This is a genomic window from Streptomyces sp. AP-93 (assembly GCF_022808175.1).
Lineage (GTDB): Bacteria > Actinomycetota > Actinomycetes > Streptomycetales > Streptomycetaceae > Streptomyces.
In genome coordinates this window covers 24,333-47,988 of sequence record NZ_JALGBX010000030.1, presented here as the reverse complement: position 1 = coordinate 47,988, position 23,656 = coordinate 24,333, and the positions used below count along the sequence as shown (strand labels likewise).

General features: G+C 68.6%; 17 protein-coding genes. 11 read left to right on the top strand and 6 right to left on the bottom strand.

The genetic code is table 11. The features are described 5' to 3' along the window. The first annotated feature begins 5 nt into the window (after nt 1–5). Nucleotides 6–2,003, top strand: a complete 1,998-nt coding sequence (locus tag MTF69_RS36200) for a transposase (RefSeq protein ID WP_243340626.1) — start codon at nt 6–8, stop codon at nt 2,001–2,003. 15 nt (nt 2,004–2,018) lie between these two features. Here MTF69_RS36200 and ilvA read toward each other — a convergent pair whose 3' ends face one another. Continuing rightward, nucleotides 2,019–3,251 carry a threonine ammonia-lyase gene (gene ilvA, locus MTF69_RS36195; RefSeq protein ID WP_243340625.1) on the bottom strand — a complete coding sequence of 411 codons (1,233 nt, stop codon included), beginning with the start codon at nt 3,249–3,251 and terminating at the stop codon, nt 2,019–2,021. A 175-nt stretch (nt 3,252–3,426) separates the two neighbouring features. Between ilvA and MTF69_RS36190 the strand changes: the two genes are divergently transcribed. Genes MTF69_RS36190 through MTF69_RS36180 form a run of 3 tightly spaced genes read left to right on the top strand, consistent with a single transcriptional unit; the run spans nt 3,427 to nt 4,783 of the window. Next, complete coding sequence (locus MTF69_RS36190) at nt 3,427–3,960, top strand: MarR family winged helix-turn-helix transcriptional regulator (RefSeq protein WP_243340624.1); 534 nt, start codon at nt 3,427–3,429, stop codon at nt 3,958–3,960. A 47-nt stretch (nt 3,961–4,007) separates the two neighbouring features. After that, nucleotides 4,008–4,544 carry a sigma factor-like helix-turn-helix DNA-binding protein gene (locus MTF69_RS36185; RefSeq protein WP_243340623.1) on the top strand — a complete coding sequence of 179 codons (537 nt, stop codon included), beginning with the start codon at nt 4,008–4,010 and terminating at the stop codon, nt 4,542–4,544. After that, nucleotides 4,541–4,783 carry a hypothetical protein gene (locus MTF69_RS36180; RefSeq protein WP_243340622.1) on the top strand — a complete coding sequence of 81 codons (243 nt, stop codon included), beginning with the start codon at nt 4,541–4,543 and terminating at the stop codon, nt 4,781–4,783. Before MTF69_RS36185 ends, MTF69_RS36180 begins: the two co-directional genes overlap by 4 nt. A gap of 45 nt (nt 4,784–4,828) precedes the next feature. Here MTF69_RS36180 and MTF69_RS36175 read toward each other — a convergent pair whose 3' ends face one another. Beyond that, nucleotides 4,829–5,986: a cystathionine gamma-synthase gene (locus MTF69_RS36175; RefSeq protein WP_243340621.1), complete on the bottom strand. Its 1,158-nt coding sequence runs from the start codon at nt 5,984–5,986 to the stop codon at nt 4,829–4,831. Between the two features lie 173 nt (nt 5,987–6,159). Here MTF69_RS36175 and MTF69_RS36170 point away from each other — a divergent pair, with 173 nt between their 5' ends. After that, a complete protein-coding gene (locus MTF69_RS36170) occupies nt 6,160–7,272 on the top strand; it encodes a hypothetical protein (protein ID WP_243340620.1) in 1,113 nt (370 codons plus the stop codon). A 130-nt stretch (nt 7,273–7,402) separates the two neighbouring features. Here the strand turns inward: MTF69_RS36170 and MTF69_RS36165 are convergent, their stop codons facing one another. Then, nucleotides 7,403–11,728: a ricin-type beta-trefoil lectin domain protein gene (locus tag MTF69_RS36165; RefSeq protein ID WP_243340619.1), complete on the bottom strand. Its 4,326-nt coding sequence runs from the start codon at nt 11,726–11,728 to the stop codon at nt 7,403–7,405. Between the two features lie 791 nt (nt 11,729–12,519). On the opposite strand from MTF69_RS36165, the gene MTF69_RS43605 reads away from it, so the two are divergent. The 6 genes from MTF69_RS43605 (at nt 12,520) to MTF69_RS36140 (ending at nt 21,681) form a co-directional block, all read left to right on the top strand. After that, nucleotides 12,520–19,323 carry a polymorphic toxin-type HINT domain-containing protein gene (locus MTF69_RS43605; RefSeq protein WP_243340618.1) on the top strand — a complete coding sequence of 2,268 codons (6,804 nt, stop codon included), beginning with the start codon at nt 12,520–12,522 and terminating at the stop codon, nt 19,321–19,323. A gap of 104 nt (nt 19,324–19,427) precedes the next feature. Next, nucleotides 19,428–19,952 carry an Imm50 family immunity protein gene (locus MTF69_RS43920; protein WP_374325041.1) on the top strand — a complete coding sequence of 175 codons (525 nt, stop codon included), beginning with the start codon at nt 19,428–19,430 and terminating at the stop codon, nt 19,950–19,952. Beyond that, nucleotides 19,939–20,334, top strand: a complete 396-nt coding sequence (locus tag MTF69_RS36155; RefSeq protein ID WP_243340617.1) for an Imm50 family immunity protein — start codon at nt 19,939–19,941, stop codon at nt 20,332–20,334. Before MTF69_RS43920 ends, MTF69_RS36155 begins: the two co-directional genes overlap by 14 nt. An 80-nt stretch (nt 20,335–20,414) precedes the next feature. Further along, on the top strand, nt 20,415–21,083 hold the full coding sequence (gene msrA / locus MTF69_RS36150) for a peptide-methionine (S)-S-oxide reductase MsrA (RefSeq protein WP_243340616.1): 669 nt from the start codon (nt 20,415–20,417) through the stop codon (nt 21,081–21,083). Then, a complete protein-coding gene (locus MTF69_RS36145) occupies nt 21,080–21,322 on the top strand; it encodes a hypothetical protein (protein ID WP_243340615.1) in 243 nt (80 codons plus the stop codon). The genes msrA and MTF69_RS36145 overlap by 4 nt, the downstream gene beginning before the upstream one ends. Then, nucleotides 21,319–21,681, top strand: a complete 363-nt coding sequence (locus MTF69_RS36140; RefSeq protein WP_243340614.1) for a hypothetical protein — start codon at nt 21,319–21,321, stop codon at nt 21,679–21,681. Before MTF69_RS36145 ends, MTF69_RS36140 begins: the two co-directional genes overlap by 4 nt. On the opposite strand, the gene MTF69_RS36135 is transcribed toward MTF69_RS36140, so the two are convergent. The 3 genes from MTF69_RS36135 to MTF69_RS36125 form a co-directional block, all read right to left on the bottom strand. Next, nucleotides 21,682–21,915 carry a hypothetical protein gene (locus MTF69_RS36135; protein ID WP_243340613.1) on the bottom strand — a complete coding sequence of 78 codons (234 nt, stop codon included), beginning with the start codon at nt 21,913–21,915 and terminating at the stop codon, nt 21,682–21,684. It lies immediately after the preceding gene. A 606-nt stretch (nt 21,916–22,521) separates the two neighbouring features. Beyond that, a complete protein-coding gene (locus MTF69_RS36130) occupies nt 22,522–23,403 on the bottom strand; it encodes a hypothetical protein (protein ID WP_243340612.1) in 882 nt (293 codons plus the stop codon). Then, the gene (locus tag MTF69_RS36125; RefSeq protein ID WP_243340611.1) at nt 23,400–23,645 is read right to left on the bottom strand and encodes a hypothetical protein; all 246 of its coding nucleotides are present in this window, start codon (nt 23,643–23,645) and stop codon (nt 23,400–23,402) included. The genes MTF69_RS36130 and MTF69_RS36125 overlap by 4 nt, the downstream gene beginning before the upstream one ends. Nucleotides 23,646–23,656: the final 11 nt, after the last annotated feature.

Here is a 23,656-nt window from a genome sequence, read left to right as displayed (position 1 = left end):
CGGTAATGCAGGCTGCCCAGCCAAGGAAGTTCCGGGGGAAGAACAAGGCCCCGAAATGGACCAAGCCCGACGACGGGATCGTGTCGGTGATGGTGCTGCCGCTGACCGTCACCGATCCCGCCGACATCGACCGGCTGGAGAAGCTGTTCGGGGCGATGTGGTCGATCAAGCGCGCCGTCCAGCGTGACGCCCGCGCCAAGGTGGACGCCTACTGGGCCGCGGAGCATGAACGCGAGCGCGACAAGGGCAAGTCCGCCCGCCAGCGCCTCGGTCTGTCCCGTGAGGGCCTGGAACGCTGCGCGTACAAACACCTGGAGGACTCCGGGCACCTGAAGCACCACGCCTCCAAGGCCCTGGCCATGCACATGGCCGATGAGGTGTGGAACGGGGTGCAGCGGCACCTCTTCCCCGACGACACCGGCCAACGCTTCGGCCGTCCGCAGGCAGGCAACTGGCACGACTTCACCCGCATTCCTGGCCGCGCCCGCTCCCACACCACCGACAACAAGTGGGAGACCTTCCGCCTGGCCGGCACCCTCCACGGCCACGCCACGGCCTACACCGGCGGCGGCCGGCACGCGCTGACGCAGCCGCGCCGGATGCCCAAGCCCACGACCCCGGACCGCGTGCCCACGGGCAAGGTCACCGCCTCGGGCAAGCCCGCCGCCCGGAAGGCGACGTGGTGGGACCACACCGGCCCCCTCGCCGTCGTCTTCGCCGGAGGACCCGAAAGCGGCCGTAGTGAGCTCGTACTTCCCATACGTATCCCGCAGCAGCCAGGCCAGTGGACGCGGGTGCAGCACTTCCTCTCCAATCCCGGCCGCTGGCACAAGGTGGACCTCGTACGCCGCCGGAAGGCGTCCGCGCCGGGCGGCTGGGTGTACGAGGCGCACCTGATGGTCCTGGGCCCCGGATACAGCGCACCCAGCGTGCGGACCATGCGTGACCGTGCCGCCCAGCTCGACCGTGTCGGCGGTGTGGACGGCAACGTCTCCAATCTCTCGATCGTCTCCTTCCCCGCCGGCCTCGCCGGCGGCAAGCCCGTCTCCACCGAGATCACGCTCACCGATGCCGAGCGGGCCCTGTTGGAGAAGCAGACGAAGAAGCAGCGGGACCGTGCACGGGCGCTGCAGCGCTCCCGTCGTGCGACGAACGCAGCGCAGTACGGGCTGTCGAAGAAGCAGGCCAAGCAGGCCGCCCGGAGGGCAGCGCAGGGCCTCAATCCGAAGACGGTCAACGTTCCTGGTGGTGCCCGCGCCTCACGCGCCGATGGAGTGCCGAAGCAGGCGTTCCGTCATGACCGGCTCTCCGGCAGCTATCGGAAGACTCGGGCCCGCCAGGCCGAAGAGGCCGCCGGTATCGCTGAACACCGTCGCCACCGCGCCCGCCTGGTTGCCCGCGAGATCACCGCCGCCCACGGACCCGTGCTCGTGGTCGAGGACTGCGATATACGAACCTGGTACCGGCTGTGGGGCAAGCGTCTGTCGCAGACCACGCCGGGCATGCTGATCTCCGCCCTCAAGGTGGAATGTGAAGCGGCTGGCGGTCGGCTAGTCCGGGCTTCCACGTGGTCGACGGCCCTGTCCCAGCACTGCCTGTGCGGTGAGCGCGTTTCCAAGACGCTGAGGGAGCGTGAGCACTGGTGCACCGCGTGCGGCCTCACCGGCAAGCGGGACCTCGTATCCGCCGCGTTGGCCGCGTTCGTCCGCTTCCGCGACGTGGACGACCCCAGGACCGCGTACCTGGACACCACTGCGTCCCGGCACGCTCAGATCACCTATGCGCAAGCGCTGGAAGAAGCGCTGCGGGAGTCAACCACACCGAGCCCGAAACCGCTCCGGCGGGCGGGTCGCGTGGCAGTCCCACGGCAATGCCGCGAGACCTCTGCTCCCCGAATCGCCGGACAGCGGCACCGAGCGACCCCGGATGAGTCACGCTTGCGTGGCCACGCCGGAAAGCCCGATACCCGCCCCGGCCGCAGTCCGCAACTCACCCTTTGGTGACCTACGGATCAAGTCTTAGCTCATGACCTTGTACCCCGCACCGTGCAGCGCCCGCGCGACTTCCGCGCAGTGCTTCGGCCCCTTCGTCTCCAGGTGCAGCTCCACCTCCACCTCCGTGAGCCCCAGTCGCGGATCCGTCCGCACGTGGCTCACGTCCAACACGTTCGCATCGACCACTGACAACTCCCCCAGCAGACCGGCCAGTGCCCCCGGCCGGTCGGTCACCCGCAGCCGCAGCGACAGGTAGCGGCCGGCCGCCGCCATGCCGTGGCGCAGGATCCGCTGCAGGAGCAGCGGGTCGACGTTGCCTCCGGACAGCACCGCCACCACCGGGCCGTCGCCGTACAGCTCGGGCTCGCTCAGCAGCGCGGCCACCGGGCTGCACCCGGCCGGCTCGACCACCAGCTTCGCCCGCTCCATGCACAGGAGCAGGGCGCTGGAGAGCGCGTCCTCCGACACCGTACGGACGTCGTCGAGCAGCTCGCCAATGATTTTGAAGGGGATGTCGCCGGGACGGCCCACCTTGATGCCGTCCGCCATCGTGATCGGGTTCTCGATGGACACCGGGTGCCCGACCTTCAGCGAGGGCGGGTACGCGGCCGCGCCCGCCGCCTGGACACCGATCACCCGGACGTCGGGGCGCAGCGCCTTCACCGCGACCGCCACCCCGGCGGCGAGCCCGCCGCCGCCGATGCCGACCAGGATCGTGCGCACCTCGGGGCACTGCTCCAGGATCTCCAGACCGACGGTGCCCTGGCCCGCGATGATGTCGCGGTGGTCGAACGGGTGGATGAACACCGCGCCCGTGCGGTCCGCGTACTCCTGGGCCGCGGCCAGCGTCTCGTCCACGACCTGCCCGTGCATCCGCACCTCGGCGCCGTAGTCCTGGGTCGCGGCCACCTTCGGCAGCGGCGCTCCGACCGGCATGAACACGGTCGAGCGGACCCCGAGGAGGGAGGAGGCCAGCGCCACGCCCTGGGCGTGGTTGCCCGCGCTGGCGGCGACGACCCCGGCGGCCCGCTGCTCGGGGCGCAGGCCCGCGATGCGCACGTAGGCCCCGCGCAGCTTGAAGGAGCCGGTGCGCTGGAGGTTCTCGCACTTGAAGTGGACCGGGGAGCCGGTCAGCGAGGAGAGGTACCGGCTGCCCTCCATCGCGGTCACCCGGGAGACGCCGGAGAGCATCTTCTGGGCCCCCCGGACGTCGTCGAGGATGACCTGCGGGACGGGCTGCGGTACTCGGTAGTTCATGCGGCCAGTCTCGCAGCCGGTCCGCCGGAGCGGCGATATCTCGCCATGCGGGACGGCGCGTAGTCGCCGTTTCGCCGCTGCCGTATCAGTTCTTGTACGAGGAGTACGAGCCGTCGCACGGCCGCGTACTCTGTCCCCCATCCTTGTCGGCCCCATGCGAAGAGAGCCCACGGCCATGCCCTCCACCCCGGCCAGTTCCGACCTGCCCGCGCCGGCCGGCGCGCCCGCCGAAGCCGGTCTCCTCGACGCGCTCCAGCACCAGGTGGCGGTCTTCGCCCGGCGCGCCGAGCAGACCCGCCTGGGCGGGGTCGGCCAGGCCCGCAACTCCATGGACCGGGCCGCGTACCTGCTGCTGAACCGGCTCGACCTGGAAGGCCCGATGGGCGTCAAGGCGCTCGCCGGCGGGATGGGCATCGACTCCTCCACCGTCACCCGCCAGGTCGCCCCGCTCGTCGACAGCGGCCTGGTCAAGCGGACTTCACACCCCGAGGACGGGCGGGCCGTCGTGCTCGCGCTGTCCCCGCGCGGGCTGGCGCGGCTGGAGGAGGTCCGCTCCTCACGGCGCGAACTGATGGCCCGGGTGACGGACGGCTGGGACGAAGAGGAGCGCGAGGCGTTCACCGGTCTGCTGACCCGTTTCAACGTCTCGCTGTCCGAGCTGATGTCGGCCGGCTCCGAGCCCGGGTCCGAGGCCGGCCCCGCCTCCTGACGCCCGACCCCTTCCGAGGCGGTCCCTCCGGCCGCACTATGTGGTGTGTGGACCACGGACCGGGCCCCTACGCGGAGTTCGAGGCCTTCGTCGCCGGGGCGGCGGGGCGGCTCCTGCGCGTCGCGATCCTGCTGACGGCGGAGCCCACGACGGACACGACGGACACGCGGTCCGACGCGCGGTCCGGCGCCCCGGCCCCGTCCGACGCCACCGCCGCGGCCGAAGCCCCCGCCGCGCGCAGGCTGCTCGGCGGCGCCCTGGCCCGTACGTACGCCAACTGGCGCAGGCTGCGCGGGGACGACCCGTACGACTACACCCGCCAGGAGCTGTGCGCCGCCTTCGCCCGCACCGGCCGCCGCCACCACGGGGGCAGCGGGGTGCTCGGGCGGCTGGGCCCGCTGGAGCGGCTCGTCGTGGTGCTGCGGCTCTACGAAGGGGTCGCGGAGGAAGTCACGGCCGCGCAGCTGGGGCTGACGCCCGAGCGGGTACGGACCCTGTGCGACCGGGCCGTCGCCGAGCTGCGCACCCGTCCCGGAGCCACCCCCGGTCCCCGGCCGGACGCTCGCCGCCACGAGGCGGCATGAGCCGCCCCGATCCCGCGGAAGCCCAGGTCAGGCGGCTGCTGGAGGGCCCCTACCCGGCGGTGCCGCCCGACCTCGCGGCGGGCGCGGCCGCGCGCGGCGACCGGCTGCTGCGCCGCCGCCGGGCCGTGCGGCGGATCGGCTGGACCCTGCTGTGGGCGGCGGTGGTGGCCTTCGTGGTGTGGGCCACGCTGACCGGAGCCTGGTCGACGCCTTCGAGCGAGGTCTCCCCGCCCTGGTAGGACGTGCTCGGGCGGGGAGACCTGTTCGGGCTTGCGGGCGGCCGGCTAGCCCAGCGCCTGCGTCAGGTCGGCCAGCAGGTCGTCGGCGTTCTCGATGCCGACCGACAGGCGGACCAGGTCGCCCGGGACCTCCAGGGCCGAGCCGGCCACCGAGGCGTGGGTCATGCGGCCCGGGTGCTCGATGAGGGACTCGACGCCGCCGAGGGACTCGCCCAGGGTGAAGATCTTGGTCCGGTCGCAGATCGCGACGGCCTCCTCCTCGCCACCGGTGACCCGGAAGGAGATCATGCCGCCGAAGTTGCGCATCTGCTTGGCGGCGATCTCGTGGCCCGGGTGCCCGGGCAGGCCCGGGTAGAGGACCGTGTGGACCTTGGGGTGACGGACCAGCATCTCGGCGATCTTGCCCGCGTTCTCCGCGTGCCGGTCCATGCGGACGGCCAGCGTCTTGATGCCGCGCAGCACCAGCCAGGAGTCGAAGGGGCCGGCCACCGCGCCCATGGCGTTCTGGTGGTAGGCCAGTTCCTCGCCCAGCGCCGCGTCGGCGGCGACGAGCGCGCCGCCGACGACGTCGGAGTGGCCGCCCATGTACTTGGTCAGCGAGTGCACGACCACGTCCGCGCCGAGCGCGAGGGGCTGCTGGAGGTAGGGGGACGCGAAGGTGTTGTCCACGACCAGCTTGGCGCCGGCCGTCCGCGCGATGTCGGCGACGACGGCGATGTCCGTGATGCCGAGCAGCGGGTTGGAGGGGGTCTCGACCCAGATGACCTTGGTCTTCGGGGTGAGGGCGGCCCGTACGGACGCCGGGTCGGAGGTGTCGGCGACCGACCACTCGACGCCCCAGCGGGAGACGACCTTCGCGAAGAGGCGGAAGGTGCCGCCGTACGCGTCGTTCGGGATGACCACGTGGTCGCCCGGGGAGAGCAGCGTACGCAGCAGGCAGTCCTCGGCGGCGAGCCCGGACGCGAAGGCGAGGCCGCGCCGGCCGCCCTCCAGCGCCGCGAGGTTCTCCTCCAGCGCGGTCCGGGTCGGGTTGCCGCTGCGGCTGTACTCGTAGCCGCCGCGCAGTCCGCCGACGCCGTCCTGCTTGTACGTGGACACCTGGTAGATCGGGGGCACGACCGCGCCGGTCAGCGGGTCCGCCGTATTGCCCGCGTGGATGGCGCGGGTCTCGAAGCTCTGGTGCTCGTGGCTGTCGTCGCTCATGGCCCGATGCTATGCCCCGTCCGGGCCCGGCGCGGCCCCGCCTCCGGGTGCGCGCAGGGGTACGGGGAGGGGTACGGGGAGGGCGCTGTGGAGAGGGTCGGCGGGAAGACCGTTTCGCGTCGTCCTTTGCCTCCTATTGGCCATTCCCGGGGTGGGTCTGGTTCGCTGGGGGGATGGAGATTCTGTGGTTCCTGCTCGCGATGGCCCTGCTCTTGGCCGCCGTCTCACCGATCCTGCGGCGCAGGCGCGGCGGACTGCGCCTGGTCACGCCCGGGAGCCCGGACGCCGCCGACCCGGCGGACTACGGATTCGCCCTCCAGGAGGAGCTCGACATCCGGATCCCCGGCCCCGACCCGGACCTGATGGACGCCCTCGACCACGTGCGGCGGACCGGCCAGTGGCAGGCCGCCTCCCAGCTGCTGGCCGGCACCCCGCGGGAGGGCGAGGTGCGCTGGCAGCGCGTCCAGGCCTTCGCCGGATCGGCGGCGCTGGAGCTCTCCCGGGAGCCCGGGGCCGGGGCTCGGTGGCTGAAGGCGTGGCGGCTGGAGGCGCCGAAGGACGCGGGCGGTGCGCAGGTGCACGCCGAGCTGCTGGCGCAGCAGATGTGGCGGCGCCCGGAGGGCATGACCGAGGACGGAGACGACGTACGGATCATCGCGGAGGAGGCCCGGGAGTCCTGCCGGCGGGCCGCGCTGCTCGCCCCCGGCGACCCGGTCCCGTACATCATCGAGCTCTCCGTGGCCCGCATGCTGCACTACTCGGAGCCCGAGTACGACGCCCTGTGGGCGAAGATCATCGACCGGGCGCCGCAGCACATGGGCGCGCACCTGGCGGCGCTGAACTACTGGTGCGAGAAGTGGCACGGCTCCCGGGAGAAGGCCGACGCCTTCACCCACCACGCGGCGGCCCGCGCCCCGCAGGGCTCCCTGCTGGCGGCGCTCCCCCTCTTCGCCCTGTACGAGCACGTCCCGGACGTCGTCCTGATCCGCAGCTTCCACCAGAGCGCGTCCGTCACCCGGGCGGTGGAGGGCGCGCTGTACGCGGTCCACAGCGCGCGTCCCGACGACCCGATGCTGGCGCACGTACGCCACCTGCTCATTCTCTTCCTGGTCGGCGGCGAGCGCTGGGCCGAGGCGATGGACCAGATCCGCCACGTCGACGGCTACGTGGGCGCCCTCCCCTGGTCCGCCGACCCGGACCCGGCGGCCTCGTACGCCATCTACCGCGCCCTGGCGGTGGCCGGCTACGAAGCCAACGGCGGCTCCCCGGCGACGCTGCCGCACTGACGGGCACCCGGACACACACCCGCACACGGCGACGGCCGCCCCTCCCGGACGGGAGGGGCGGCCGTTGTTCTGCCGTGGTGGCGCCGGCGTCAGCGGCTCTGCCGCCGGCTACCGGTTGCTACCGGGTGGGTCAGGGTGCCGCGTCCAGGGTGGGAATGGGGAGGGGCGCGGTGCCCAGGGTCGTGATGGTCCAGCGCTGGGCGTCGCCGCCGTGGCAGTCGTACAGCCAGAGCTGGTTGCCCGGGGTGGTGTCGTAGTTGCCGAGGTCCACGCAGCGGCCGGAGGCCGGGTTGTAGATCGAGCCGTCGGCGCGGGGCACGAAGACCTGCCCTGGAGTCGGCGTACCGCCACAGGTCCGCAGTTCGAGCCGGGTGAGGAGGGCGGTGCCCTCGTTCGCCGCGCTCACGCACTTGCCCTGGATCCGCAGCGAACCGTCTCCCCGGACCTCGAAGTCCTGGGCGACCGTGCCGTTGCAGCCCGCGATCTGGATCGGGTTGCCGTCATCGGGGCGGGCGTAGTCGTTGTCCACGCAGTGGACCGGGGCCGCGGTGAGCGAGATCCGGCCCACGGTCGCCGGGGCGGTGGGGGCTGCCGCGTAGGGGTAGGCGGCGAAGTTGCTGACGCCGCCGTTGAGGACGTCCGAGTTGGCCCCGGAGACCTTGTAGCGGCCGAAGACGATCGAACCGCTGGGGGCGGGGCTGGTGCTGGCCGCGTGATGGCCGGTGCTGGCGAGGACACCGTTGACGTAGAGCCGCATCAGACCGCTGCCGGCGTTGTAGACGGCGGTCAGGCGGGTCCAGGCGTCAGCGGTCCACCGGGCGTTCTGGTTGGCCACGCTGGTGTAGTCGAAGGGCCAGCCCCCGCCCTGCGCGTTGGCCATGGCGAAGTGCCACTGACCGGTTCTCTTGTCGCCGTAGATCATGAACGAGCTGTTCTGCGTGCCGTCCTGACTGACGATCATGCTCGTCGTGGGCTCCGGGGTCGTCGACCCGTGCTTGGCCCAGGTGGTGATGGTGAAGTCCTTACGGGTGTCGACACCCGTGTTCGTACCGGAGGCGGTGATGGTGGCCCCTGCACCGCCGAAGGCCGCGTAGGGAGTGCTGCGGCCCTCGATGACCGCGGTGGGGAAGGTGACGGCGCCCGCGATGGTGGCGGGGAGGTTCGTGCCGCCGGCGCTCGGCGTCTTGCCGGCCGCCGCCGTGTTCAGCTTCCACTGGTGGCTGGGGGTGTTCAGGTTGCCCTGGAGCGTGAAGGTGGAAGTGACTCCGGAGACGGTGGAGTAGAGCACGCTGGTGCCGTTGGGGACCGTGCCCACACCGTTGAAGGAGACGAGCTGCTGTTCCTTGTCCACGGCCCAGAGGTCGGGGATGTTGTCGCCGGTGAGGTCGCCGTCGGAGCCGACGCGGGGGTAGCGGGCGGGGTCGATCTTGCCGCTGATGGTGCCGGCGGCCGGGTTGGTGGCCGCGGTCAGGACCGGGTTCTCCGCGGTGCCGCCCGTGAGGCTGAAGGCGTGGAGGGTGCCGCCGTCCTTCTTGTTGCGGGCCCACAGTGTCGGGAAGTTGGTTCCCTTGGCGCGGCCCGGGGTGATCAGCTCGTAGTCGCCCCACTTGGTGTCGTTGGCGGAGAGCAGGATCGCCGTGGGCTCGAGCTGGTTGATGTCACCGGGGATGCCCAGCCACAGGCGCCCGTTCTCCACGAAGAGGAGGGAGCTCCGGGGCAGGGAGTTGGGGAGTCCGGCCTTGCTGTCACCGGTGATGGAGCCGTAGGCGGCGATCTGGGTGACGTTGGTCCAGTTGGTGGTGCCGTAGCCGTGGAGGGCGCAGTCGATGACGGCGAAGTCCGGCATGACGCAGGTGTTGGGCTTGTCCACCGTGTTGGGTGCCTGGCTGTCGACGAGCCCGGTGTTGTTGTTGGTGAAGACGTAGAGGTCGGGCTTGCCCGGGGCGTGGGCGAGGAGGTCGTCCACAGTCTTGTAGCCGAGGTTGCCGCGGTGGGTGAGCTGGACGCCGTTCCAGGTGCCGCCGAGCACACTGGAGCGGGCGAGGGCCACGGGCGAGGACGCCGGGTCGCCGCCGCCGTTGATCTGGCGGATGTTGCCGGCGGAGTCCGCGAGGACGACGTCGGCCTTCATGTCACCGTTGATGTCGCCGAAGATCGGCGCCGGGCTGTTCGGGTTCGACGGGACGTAGAAGCTGTGGACGACGGGCTGGGACATGTTGCCCGCGTTGTCCTGCGTCTGCAGGTACAGGTAGTTCGTGCCCCAGGCCTGCGGGGTGTACTTGACGGTGGCCTTGCCGTTGGTGAAGGTCTTGACGATCCGGGGATCGGCGTCGGTGCAGTTCCAGTCGGAAGCCGCCTTGACCGGGTCGGTGGTCCAGCGGGCGCAGGCCAGGCCCGAGCTGCGGTTGGTACCGGTGGCCGGGGCGTTGTCCGCACCGGCGAGGGTGAAGGTGCCCTCCTCACCGACGCGCTTGGGGTGGCCGCCGGTGGTCCCGGAGAGCGGGAAGTCGGTCGAGGTCACGGCCGCCGACGGCGGGGTCCGGTCGACGCGGAAGAAGCACCAGTTGCTCTCGGCGCTGGTCAGCGTGTCGTCCGTGGTGCGCGAGGTCCAGCCGTACTGGTGGCCTTCGATGAGCGTGCCGGCGTTGACGACGGCGTCGCCCGCGGAGCCGTTCCAGCCGGTCTGGTGGTACGCCGACTTACCGGCGTCGTCGTCGTCCCAGATCTGGAAGGTCGTCTGGAGCTGGCGGCCGGTGGGCGACCAGGTCTCGGACGTCAGGTGCACGTTGGTGTTGGCGCCGATCCAGCCCGGGTTGTCCCAGGGCTGGGCCGCACCCGGGGTGGTGCAGGCGGAGTAGGTGCCGGTACCGGCGAAGCCCGGGGTGGGGCTGGTGCGCGGGTTGCCGATGTGGGGCTGGAAGTCGTACGTGGTGACGATGCGCGGGCTGTTGCTGAACCGCTGGCGGTAGTACATGTTGCCTTCGTCGTCCGGCGCGAAGCCGAACGTGAAGGTCGACCAGCGGCCGGAGGCGGCGTTCTTCATCTGGCTGGTGACGTTGTACTGGATCTCAGTAGTGCCCGAGATCGTGGCGCCACCGATCTTGGTGCAGCCGCCCATGCGCGTGGCCTTGTCGCAGGGCTGCCGGTTCCAGGACGTGGGGCTGCTGATGCCCGTGGGGCTGTGGTACAGGCCCATCGGCGTGGCCGTGCTGGGGCTGGAGGAGGAGACGACGGTGGCGTAGAGCCGCGCGTCGAGGACCTCGGCACCGTGGATGCCCGAGTTGATCCCGATCTGGAAGTACGCGCGCTCGCGGCCCTTCCGGGTACACGTCGAGTAGCCGCAGTAGCCGGCGGCGGGCGTGTTCTGGCCGTCCGTGGTGCCGTTGAACTCGTTCGTGTCGGGGTACGCCTCCTGGACCTGCGACCAGGCCTGGTTGGCGCTGTTCGCGGTGGGGTTGACGCCGGGGTCGATGTACCAGGGGCCGGTGCCCTGGCCGAGGAGGGAGGTGTCGGGGATCAGGTCGATGCCGGTGGCATCGGCCTTGACGCCGATGGGCTTGATGTTGGCGGTGTCGCCGGGGGCGTCCGCGCTGGAGGCGATGACCCGGTCGGCGGCGGCCGCCGCCGACGGCGGGGCGTCGGCGCCGCTCGCGGCCGCGGACTTGCCGCTCTTGCTGCCACCCTGCGGGGCAGCAGCGGCCTCGGGGAGGGCCTTCTTGGTGGAGTCCCACATGAAGGAGGTGGGGCTGGTGAAGCGGGCCTTGCCCTGGGCGTCGTTGAAGCTGATGTTGCCCGCCGCGTCGGCGGTGGTCTTCAGCCCGGGGGCGTCGACGCCGAGGCGGATCTTCTTCAGGGCCGGGTTCGCGGCGGCCTGTGCGGTGCGGACGATCAGGACCTGGCTCCAGCCACCGAGCTGGGTCGCGGTCAGACGCAGGTCGACGTCGGGCAGGACGTTCTTGTAGAGCGCGTCGTTGCCGTCGAGGACCGGCTTGGGCAGCTTGAAAGGTGTCTTGAAGGCCAGCTTCTTGCCGTCGGCCGTGGCCATCGTCGCCATCGGCCCGCTGCCACCACCGGAGATGCTCAACGGGGCAGGAACGACCGCCGGGGATATGGTCCCATCGGCGTTGACCCGGAGCGTGGTGTCGATCGCCTTCCAGGACCCGTTGGCCTGCTTCACGCGCTCGGGCGCCGAGGCGGCGTCCACGGTGAGGGTGCCGACCGGGTTGGCGAACGTCTGCGAGTTCCCGGTCGTCAGGTGCTCGATGGCCACGCGCTTGCCACTGCTCTTCGCCTGCGCCAGCGCGGCTTCCACGGCCTTCTGCTCGGCGGTGGGCTCGGGCTTGGGGGTCGAAGCGGGCCAGTTGCTGTCGGCCGGCCCGTTCGAGGCGAAGGCACCCGGGGCGGTGATCAGTCCGGCCCCGAGGGAGAGCACTACGGCGCCTGCGACGGGAAGCATCGCGGCCGCGGATGCCCGCCGACGCCGGAGGGCCCCCGGTCTGGCGTCGGAAGATGAAGAAGATGGCCTCATGGGCAGAGGTCCTCGCTATGCGCGTCGGTGAACGAAGGTCACGCGCACGGTCCTTGCTGGCCGAAAATCTGTCAACATTTCGCCAGGGCAATATGCCTGGTTCAGATCAATACATGTCATGTTGACTGTCACGTGACATTGATCATGTAAGGAAATGTTAAGAAAAATTATGAGAGCGGATCCCCCCTTCCTTAGGGTGCGCTGTCCGGACTGCGCCAGAACCGGACTTTGTCATTCCTTTTTGTGGGGGGATTTTGTTGTCTCGTCAGGGTGGTTTGCTTTCGCGCGCCCGCGCGAAACGGCCACGTGTAGCGATGGTCGCCGCGCTTGCGGTGCTCATCTCCGGCCTGGGCTTGCCCGCGGTCGAAGCGGTGGCGAAGCCGCCGAAGGTGTGGGTGCCGCCGAATACGGCCCTCCCGCAGACCAAGCCCGTCAAGGGCTCGAATGCCAAGCCCGTCAACGCTAAGGCGCCGGCCGGCAAAGCCTGGACTCCGGACGGGAAGACGAAAGTCCCGTCGGGTTTCGCGACTGTTCCGCTCAACATTGCTGACGGATCGGCAACTGCGGTCGCCAGTAAGTCGGTTCAGGCCGGCACTTTGCCTGTCTGGGTTGCCCCCGCTAAGGGGGTGAACCGTTCGGCGAAGCTTTCGGAACTCGCGATCTCCGGTTCCAGTTCCGGTTCTGGTTCTGGTTCTGGTGAGGGTTCGCTGCGGGTGGAGGTGAAGGACGAGGCAAAGACGCGTGCGGCTGGTGTCGGGGGTGTCCTCGTCGCTCTGACCGATGCGGCGGGCAGTGCTTCTTCCGGAAAGGTGCAGGTCGGTTTCGACGTCTCGGCGTGGTCGAAGACGACGGGCGCGAACTGGGCCGACCGTGCGCGGGTGGTGCGTCTTCCCGACTGTGCGCTGACGACTCCGGGTGCGCCGGGCTGCACGGCCCGTACGCCGGTTGCTTCCCACAAGGACTCTTCGGGCCGTCTGGTCGCGGAGGTCGACACCCCCAAGGCGACTACCTTCAAGTCGACTTCGGATGCCAAGTCGGCTCCGTCGGCGCTCTCGGATGCTCCGCAGATGCTGTCCACGCAGGCCGTGGCGCTTGCGGTGGAGGCGGGTCCGTCGGGTGCGAGTGGTGACTTCACCGCGACGCCGATTGCACCGTCGATGTCGTGGCAATCTGGTTCGAATGCCGCGAACTTCACCTACGGCTACACCGTCGAGGTTCCCTCCGCGATCGCGGGTGCGGGCCCGAGTGTGGGCCTGGCCTACGACTCTTCGTCCATTGATGGCCGTACGGCGTCGACGAATGCGCAGGCGTCTGGGTTCGGTGAGGGCTGGGACTGGAGTCCGGGCTCGATCTCCCGTACCTACAAGGGCTGCAAGGACGCGGGGATCGCGGAGTCGGGAGACGAGTGCTGGGCCGGGGACATCCTGTCCCTGAACCTCGCCGGCCACGCCGGCCAGATCGTCCGCGACGACACGACGTGCGTCTATCACCTTCAGGGTGAGGACGGCACGAAGATCGAGCGTCTGACCAACCAGCGCAATGCCGCCTGGAAGGGCGAGGGCTTCAAGGTCACCACGACCGACGGAACCCAGTACTACTTCGGCTCCAACCGCCTGCCGGGTGGCGACGGCACGGACCCGGAGGCCAAGTCCGTCTCCACCGTGCCGGTGTACTTCAACAGTGGTCAGGACAAGTGCCTGGGCGCGACGACTCCGGCGAACGGTACGTGGCAGCAGCTGGGCTGGCAGTGGAACCTCGACTACGTCGTGGACCCGCACCAGAACCTGGTCTCCTACCGCTACGAGCAGGAAGACAACTACTACGGGCGTGGTGGCGGCCAGAACGGCGGCACCGGCACCAACACGAAGTACCAGCGCGGCTCCTACCCGACCTGGATCGGCTACGGCCAGCGCCTGCCCGAGCAGATCACGGCGAAGGGCCTTGCGAAGCCGGCCGTCCAGATCAACATCAAGAACGCGGAACGCTGCGTCGTGATCGGGGCCGTGACCTGCACGGACACCGCTCAGCGTGTGAAGGCGAACGCCGCTTCCTGGCCGGACACTCCGATCGACCAGGAATGCCCGGCGACCGGCCAGTGCCTGAACCTTTCGCCGACGTATTTCACGACGAAGAAGTTCACCCAGATCGCCACTCAGGTCTGGACGGGCACGGCCTGGCGCACGGTCGACTGGTACGACCTCAAGCACTCCTTCCAGGACCCGGGTGACGGCACGTCACCCACGCTGTGGCTCGACTCGATCCAGCGCAACGCGACCAACAGCAAGACCGCGATCAAGCTCCCCGCGGTCCTGTTCCAGGCGACGCAGTTCCCCAACCGCGTCGACGGTGTCGTCCGGCGCCCGGACGGTACGGATGCCTCGGCGCCGAGCTATCGGCGTCCGCGGATCCAGACGATCACCACCGAGACCGGCGGCCAGATCAACGTCGCCTACAAGGCCCCCGAATGTTCCCGCCTCGCGGGCACGATGCCGTCCTCGGAGGACGGCAACACGATGGCCTGCATGCCGGTCAAGTGGTACCTGCCCGGCCAGTCCTTCCCCGACCCGGTCAACGACTGGTTCAACAAGGTCATCGTCCAGTCCGTCACCCAGCAGGACAAGGTCGGCGGCCAGGTCTCCACGGTCACCAACTACGAGTACGGCGGCGGCATCGCCTGGCACCGCAACGACTCCGAATTCGCCGACCCCAAGACCCGCACCTGGGACCAGTTCCGCGGCTACGCCACCGTCACCACGAAGACGGGCAGCGGCAACGCGAGCGAAGCCCCGCGCACCAAGAACATCTCCACCTACCTGCGCGGTATGGACGGCGACGTCCTGGCCAACGGCACCAAGCGCACCGTGTCGGTCAGCGACACACAAGGCGGCACCATCAAGGACGAGAACGTCCTGTCCGGATTCGTCCGCCAGAGCCAGACTTTCGACCGCGACGGCGGAGCGGTGGTCTCGGACGAGGTCACCACGCCTCAGATCAGCAAGGTCACCGCAACCCGTGTCCAGGCCGGTGGGATGCCCGCCATCACCGCCCAGGCGGTGAACACGGCCAAGGTCACCACTCGCGCGAAGCTCGCCAACGGCACCTGGCGTACGGGCGAGCGCACGTCCACCTACGACGAGACGCTGGTGACGCGTCCGCTGCAGGTCGACGACAACAGCGACATCTCCCGCACGGACCAGCGTCTGTGCACCACGTTCGAGTATCCGACCGGCCCGGGCGGTGTGGTCACCGAGATCGCTTCGCGCACGCTGGTCATCTCCGGTGTCTGCGGGCAGACCCCGACCGCGGCCAACACCGTCGGTGACACCCGCTCCTACTTCGACGGTCTGCCCTACGGCCAGGTCGGAGCGACCGCGGACGGCACGGGTACCGAGGTGCTGGAGAAGTACGACGGCACCGGCAAGCCGGTCTACCGTCTCAACTCCACCTCCACCTACGACGCCTACGGCCGCGTCACCAGCAACACCAACAAGGTCCGCACCGACACCGCACACCCCGGCGGCGCCGTCACCACGACCCAGTACGCGCCGGCCACCGGCGCCTTGCCGAACACGGTGACGCACACCAATCCGCTGGGCTGGAAGTCGACCACCACACTCGACATCGGCCGCTCCCAGCCGCTGAAGACCACCGACGAGAACAACCATCTCGCCGAACGCGAGTACGACGCGCTCGGCCGGATCGTCTCGATCTGGCAGCCGGGCCAGGAACGCGCGAACTCCGCGCTCCCGGTGCGCAAGTACTCGTACACGATGAACGGCACGAACGCGCCGTCCGCCGTTCTGAGCCAGGCGCTCATGAACGACAACACCTACACCTCCAGCTACTCCATCTACGACGGCCTCGGCCGCGTCCGCCAGACCCAGGCCACCGCACCCTCGGGTGTCGCCGGCCGAATGATCACGGACGCACTGTTCGACTCCCACGGCTGGCAGACCAAAACCAACGCCGCCTACTACACCGACCAGGGCGCGCCCTCCGCGGCGCTCTTCCTGCCCAACGGCGGCGTCCAGCCCGACAGCAAGATCCCGGCCCAGAGCGTCCAGGTCTTCGACGGCCTCGGCCGTCCCACGGCCACCATCACCCAGTCGTTCGGCGTGGAGCAGTCCCGCTCAACGACCCAATACCTGGGCGTCGACGAGGTCCGTTCGACCCCTGCAGCCGGTGGGTTCGCCACGGCCAAGATCACCAACGGCACCACCTCGATCCTGCGCCAGTACAAGGCCAACACGCCCACCGGCGCGTACGACGAGACGACCTACCTGACAAACCCCCAGGGGCAGGAGCTGTCGCGGAAGGACTCCGCCGGTAACGAGTGGACCTTCACCTACGACCTCCTGGGCCGTCCGGTGAAGACCACCGACCCCGACTCGGGCACCAGCACCGCCGTCTACGACGACAAGAAGAACCTGGTCACCGCCACGGACGCCCGTCTCAAGAGCGCCACCTCGGTTTCCGACCTCCTCGGTCGCCTCGTCGCGACGTACGAGGGCACGGCTATCGACCCGGCCAAGCAGGTCGGCGCGTTCACCTACGACGTCAAGAAGCTCGGCAAGCCCGACACCACCACCCGCTACGTGGGCGGCAAGACGGGCAGCGCCTACATCTCCGAGAACACCGGTTACGACGGCGGCTACCGCTCCCTCGGCACCAAGATCACCATCCCGGCGGCGGAGAAGGAACTCGCCGGCACCTACGAGGTCGCCAATACCTACGACGCCTTCGGGCAGCTGAAGACATCCGCCCTGCCCGGCATCCCCAAGGCCGGCCTCGGCGTGGAGACGCTGACGTTCGGTACGGATGTCGCGGGCAACCTGACCTCGCTCGGCGGCAAGATCGGTCTCGCCAGGACCCCGTACCTCGTGGACATGCGCTACGACCCCTACGGCCGTCCGATCCGCACGACCGTCGGCGACACCGGCATGCAGGTCGTCTCCACGACCGACTACGACGCCGGCAGCGGACGCCCGGTCCGCTCCACCCTGGACAAGCAGACCGCCGCGACCGCGAGCGTCGACGTCCTGGACTACACCTACAACAAGGCCGGCCTGATCACCTCGATCGGTGACACCCAGGACGGCACCGGCCGTGACCTGCAGTGCTTCACCCACGACTACCTCGGCCGCCTGACCCAGGCCTGGACCGACACCGGCACCCAGACCACCGCTCCCGCACCCAGCGTGCGCGGCATAGGCGGCTGCACCAACGCAGCCGGCCCCGCAGTCGACGGCACCGGCAAGCCCAGCGTGGGCGGTACGGCTCCGTACTGGCAGCAGTACGAGTACGACCAGATGGGCAACCGCAAGAAGCTGGTGAAGAAGGACGTCACCGGGAACGCGGCCAAGGACGTCACGGTCACCCAGACGTTCGGCCCGAAGAACAACACCCCGTCCACCGACCCCAAGACGGGCGGCGGCACCGGCGGCCCGCACGCGCTGATGAACTCGACCGAGACCGGCCCGTCCGGAACCAAGGTCACCTCCTACACCTACGACGCGACCGGCAACACGGCGTCCATCACCAACACCGCCGGAACCAAGGCTCTGACCTGGAACGGCCAGGGCAAGCTGGACAAGATCGTCGGCACCGGTGAGAGCGCCGGCACCAGCTACCTCTACGACACCGGCGGCAACCAGCTCATCCGCCGCGACCCCACCAGCACCACGCTGAACCTCGGCTCCGACCAGATCACCCTGGACACCGCCAGCGGCAAGGTCTCCAACGTCCGCACCTACGGTGCCCCCGGCGGCTTGTCCGTCACCCGCACCACCAGCACCACCAGCGGCTCCACGCTCTCCTACCAGAGCTCGGACCACCACGGCACCGGCGGAGTCCAGCTCAAGGCCTCCGACCTCAGCCACGTCCGGCGCGCATCCGACCCGTTCGGCAACGAACGCGGCACCCAGCCCGCCCCCGGCGCCTGGGCAGGAGACAAGGGATTCGTCGGCGGCACCAAGGAGAAGTCCACCGGATTCACCCTCCTAGGCGCCCGCGAATACGACCCCACCACCGGCCGCTTCATCAGCCCCGACCCCCTCATCGACCCCGGCGACCCACAGCAGTGGAACGCCTACGCCTACTCCAACAACAGCCCCGTCAACGCCTCAGACCCCAGCGGCCAGCTGGCCGTCCCCAGGGTGCCCAGCTCGTTCCTGAAGCCGCCGAAGGCGCCGACCAGTGATCCGGAACCGGACAGGTCGGGCCTGGACGAGGCGAACAACAAGGTCTCCAACGCGAAGAAGAAGCGCGACAAGCTCGTCGATGAAGTCGTCGACATGGTCGGCGACCTGATCGGATACAACGACGCCCGGGACTGCTTCACCAAGGGCGACGTCATGGCCTGCATCAACACGGCCCTGAACTTCGTCCCCTGGGGCAAGATCGTCAAGGCCGTCAAGATCGGCATCCAGGCCTTCAAGGTCTACAAAGAACTGAACAAGGCCTACGACGCCATCCACGAAGCCGAACGCGGAGCTTCAAAGGCCGCCGAGGCCTACAGCACGGCCAAGAAGGCACTGAAGGAAGCGCGCGACGCCGAAGCCAAGGCAGCTAAATCCGCATCGGAGAAGGCCGCCAAGGAATCAGCCGACGACGCTGCGGGGACAGAGAGCCGGGCCGCCAGAGAGAGCAGCAGCGGGACAGAGGCGTCGTCCGCCGGCGAGGCTTGCTCGATCGCCGCGAAGAGGAACAGCTTCCCCACTGGCACCCAGGTCCAGATGGCCGATGGCAGTACCAAGAACATCGAGGACATCCGCGTCGGCGACACGGTGATGGCCACGGACCCCCAGACGGGCGAGACCCGCCCGAAGAAGGTCACTGACACCGTCACCACCCCCGACGACAAGGAATTCACTGACCTCACCCTCACCGACGACAGCAACCCGCAGGGCACGACGGCGAAGGTCACATCCACCTCTCACCACCCCTACTGGAGCGAGACCCGCCGCCAGTGGCTCGACGCCGGCGAGCTCGTCATCGGCGAGCAGCTCCGCCAGCCCAACGGCACCACCCTCACCGTCAAGACCACCCGCGACTACCCCTATGCCGTCACCACGCACAACCTCACGGTCGCCGGTTTCCACACGTACTACGTGCTGGCGGGTACGGCTCCGGTCCTGGTCCACAACTGCGGGAACGCAGAAACCGGCGAAGGGATCACCGGGGCCGAGGCCAAGAAGCGGGCGCTGAGCGAAGCCGGTGTCCCGGAAGGCGCGGAGCCGCTGGATGTCCGCCAGGTTCCCTCGACGACACCCCGCGGTAAGCAGATCATGGACGAGGACCACCAGCCTGTATTCTTCGCCGAAGAAGACCATCTGACGGAAGCCGGCGATTTGGTCACTTACCAGGATCACTACACCGGTCACAGTTTCGGGGCACCGGACGGAGTCGGCGATCAACGCCCACACGTTCACGTCCGCCCGTTTGACGATCCACGCCATGGGATCATCCCAGGTGTAGAACCCCACTACTACTACGACCCCAAATTGGCAGGTCGCGCAGGCTAGTCGAGTTCCTTGACGTAAATCAGGGGTGCGGGAAATGACGGAATGCCTCTTCATCGAGGCAGCGATTCGCAACGTCATTCCCGCACCCCTGATGCGCACCCCGGATGAGGAGTCCCACCATTTCGGTTCCCACTTGGTCGAATCTTCTGGTCGATGCCGATCGACTGACTTCCCTTTATACCGACCTCCCTCCCCTGGAAGGACTGGTACTCAGGTCCGTCCATCTGAGTCCCTACGGTCCTGGCCTGAAATTGCGGGTGGAGCTTCCCCGCTACCCGGACCGACCCCCTTCGACCTGGGTGGAGTCCGGTTGCGACCGTCTTGAGGTCCAGATCCATTTCCTGGCCGTCGGCGAGGACCTGCACATGCGCGGGCTGCCACAGCAGACGGTGGTCGACGTCCAGCTCCGATCGATCGCGCAACGGCGTCTCCAGGTCCTGACGCAGGGAACGGACTTCACCCTCGCATTCACAGCTGCGGAGGCCCTCCAGGTAAGCCACCTAAACGCCTACCAATCCAACCGGGGAAACCCGTATGCCGTGCAGCGTCACTTCGAGAATCGAGTCGACCAGCGGCTGCACACAGTACTTCCCCCAGTAACGACAAGGCCGTTCTATGATTACCCCTGACTGGTCGTCCAGCCTTGTGGATCCACGCGCGATCCGCGAAGTGCTCGGTTCACCGCCTCCACCGTTGACCGATTATGATCTGCTCTCCGTACACATTGACGAGAGGGAATCATCGGTCACTCTCGGCTTCTTTGCATTCGGTTTTCCTGCGGGCGCAGCTGCCCAGTGGGAAGCGAAGGGACATAACGCTGTCGAGTTCTTCCTGATCTGCACCGGGGTGGAGGACCTCGCGGTGGACGGCTGGAGCATCGACCCCTTCACCTTCGTGTCCCTTACCGGCTCGCATCTGGAACTGGGAGGCGACGGAAACCGGATGTCTTTCCGGGCGGCGCACATCAATGCCGACACCCCGGTCGGCCGCCTGGCCAGTCGGGTTCAGTAGGCTCCGCCGGTGGAACCGAGGACCCGCGGGAATCCCCGCCCGTCGTCCGCCGTTATCGGTAGACCACAAGGAGGGAATCCATGTTCTCGTACCGCCGCACGCCCGAGCTCCCCACCCGCGAGGAAGCCCTGACCGGCCGCGCGGAGCCGCTGTTCGGGCTGCCCGCCGTGCACACCGTGCTCGGCAACCCCCTCGCGGGCCCGTACCCCGCCCACCTCCAGGTCGCGGACTTCGGCCTCGGCTGTTTCTGGGGCGCCGAGCGCAAGTTCTGGCAGACCCCGGGGGTGTGGACCACCCTGGCCGGCTACCAGGGCGGCTTCACCGAGAACCCGACCTACGAAGAGGTCTGCTCGGGCGGCACCGGCCACACCGAGGTGGTCCGGGTCGTCTTCGACCCCTCCCTGGTCTCCTACGAAGCCCTGCTGAAGCTCTTCTGGGAGTCCCACGACCCCACCCAGGGCTTCCGCCAGGGCAACGACGTCGGCACCCAGTACCGTTCGGCGGTCTACACCCACTCCCCCGCCGCCCAGGCCACCGCCGAAGCCTCCCGCGAGGCCTACCAGCGCGTCCTGACCGCCTCCGGCTACGGCACGATCACCACGGCCGTCCTCCCGGCGGCGGAGCGCCCCTTCTGGAACGCAGAGGCATACCACCAGCAGTACCTCGACCGCAACATCAACGGCTACTGCGGCATCGGCGGCACGGGCGTGGCCTGCCCGATCGGCATCGCCGAGGCTCCTGGGGAGTGAACGACGCACCTCTCCCCGACCCGGGGCACGAGCGGCTGACCCGGCTCTGGCATGCCCACGGGCCTGCCGGGCCGATGCTGCCCTGGGAGCTGAAAACGGTCTACGGGGACCGCTGGGTGCGCTTCCACAGCCTGCCGGAGTCGAAACGCTACGCGGAGGATGAGGCCGAGTACGCGGTCCTCCTCAACCGGTACAACACGGTCCTCGACGACCTCTTCTCGGGCGGGCGTACGTGGTGACCACCGACTGGGCCGACCCGTCCGAGCCGACGGACTGGTCGGCCCACCGCGCTGCCCTCCACCCGGAGGGCACGCTGTGGACCACCCTGGACGACACCGACGACCCGGATCCGGCCTTCCACACCCGCTGGTACTTCTACGCCGACCGCCGCCCCTGGCAGCGCGGCTGCCTGGACCCGCTCCTCCGCGCCGTCGCGGACGACACGCTGCCCGGCATCTTCGTGACGGACACCGAGCTCACACATATCCACCATCCGTACGACGGCGGCGCGGACGTTATCCTCCCCACCCCCGAGGAACGGGACCGCCTGCGCAACCGCCACTCCGCCTGGCTGTCCACACACCCCTCGGGCTACTGATCAGGACGGGTCGTAGCCGTAGACCCGCTTCGCGTCCAGATGGAGCTCGTACGGGCCCCAGCAGTCTGCGGCGAGCGTGGCCACTCGGGCGCCACAGGGACAGGCACGGTTGAGTCCGCTGTCTCCGGACGGTCCGCAGCATCCGACGCTGTTTTCCCAGTTCGGCAGCGGCTGGAGATCGGGCGCGTCCTCGGGGTGGATCACGATGTTGTGGCGCGGCCCAGCAGAGATCATTGCCACCCCTTCGTCACTCCGCCAGGGCCCACGCGGCTGCGCAGGGCCACCCTCCTCCTGGTCCGGATGCGGCACGTACGGGGCACCCCATGGTTCAGTCTCGATCGCGTAGTGCCCCTGCGGCATCGTGGCCGACGCCCGCCGACTCTCCTTGTCCCGTTCTTCAGCGTCGGGCGCTGAGGAAACGGCAGGCAGCGGCGTCAGGTCTGGCGTAAGACTGCTGCCGCACTTGGCACACAGGAAGACGGTCATGCTGCCGTTGTAGCCTCCGTGTATGTCTCAACGCATCCTCGGTTCCAACCAAGAGGGCTGCTTTCCTGTTCTGGAAAGGATCAGCGCTTGACCCCACTGTTTTCGGCGGGGTGAAGGAGAGCCACGTGGGCGGTGGTTTCGGGAGCCGCTTTGGTCCGTTCGTGCAGAGATGGACAACGGCGTAGGTCCAAGATCGGCGGCGAGAATGGGAGCCACCGCTACTGTATCGGGTGAACATCTGGTGGTGCTCTGAAGGAGGCGGGAGTGTCCGCGGGTGTGATGGCATCAGCCAGGCCCAGGCGTGCGGCCCTGCGTTAACCAACGCCGAGTCGCTGTCCCCCGGGCACCTCGCGTTTATGTCCTGGGAAGGCCGAACTCAAAGCCCGCGGGTAGCTGTTTCAGTTCGAATCCTTCCTGCAGTACAGCGACCGTGGACACAGTCAGCCGTCGACGCACCTCGGCGATGTCGGGATTGTTCCCAGCGTCAGCCAACTCGCAGTATTCGCCCACGCAATTACTTCCCGGGATGCGTTCGGCCCGGATAAGCAAATCTGTGAGCGAGGTTCCGGTAGCAGGCGCCCACTCTGCCCCTTGATGCTCGTTGTACTTAGCGGCGAAGAGGTAAGTCTTCTCTCTGGTGGCACCGCCAGGCCCATACACTTCAGCCCAACGCCACTCGGACCGGGTTCCGCCGGCGGATACGCCAAAGAGGTGGGCAGAACCAACCAGATTTTCGAAAGGTTTCCCCAGGTTGCGTACCATTCCCTCTCCCTCTGGCCGTTCCTCAGGCTTCGGAGGCTTTGGAATGAACTTATCCGTCTTGGCTGTCAGGGAGTATGCGACGACTGTACGGCCCGAATCTGAGATGGCTTTGATGAGATAGCCATCGCCATCCCAGGTGAATACATGCAACCCGTCCCCACTTTTCAACTGGCTCTCGTCTTCCACCTCTCCTAAAATGTCTCGAAAGAACTCCTCAGACTTCCCAACATCGAGCTTTTGTGCCTTCTCTGCTGGAGTCGGCGGCCTGTTCAAGATCGACTTGTCAAACCATTCCCATCCGATCTGAAGCGTGAGACCTAGAACTGCACCAAAGAGCAGACACGCCACTTCCCACGCAATCTGATTCTTGTCTCGGAGGGGGCCCGTCGTTCCGGCTCCTTCATGCTGCTCGCCAAGGCTCTGCGGGCCGCTCATGTCTGCACCCTCTGCAATCAGCTGTTGTGTCTCATTCACCCAAAGCGTTGTTTAGGGATGGTGCGCTTCTGCTTCGTCGGTGCCACCAGATCCGAGCGCAGCGTCGCGTCAATGAAGCCCTTCACCGACTCCAGCACGCTCTCGCGCGGCGGCGGCCTCTCCGCTTCGCCGGCACCGGACACGCCGCCTTCGTCACCGTGTTCCGCGACACCCGATATCGCCGGGCCAGCAACGACCCGACAACGCCGGATCGAGCCGCTTGCCCTGGCGGCTCCGCTCAAAGATCCACTCA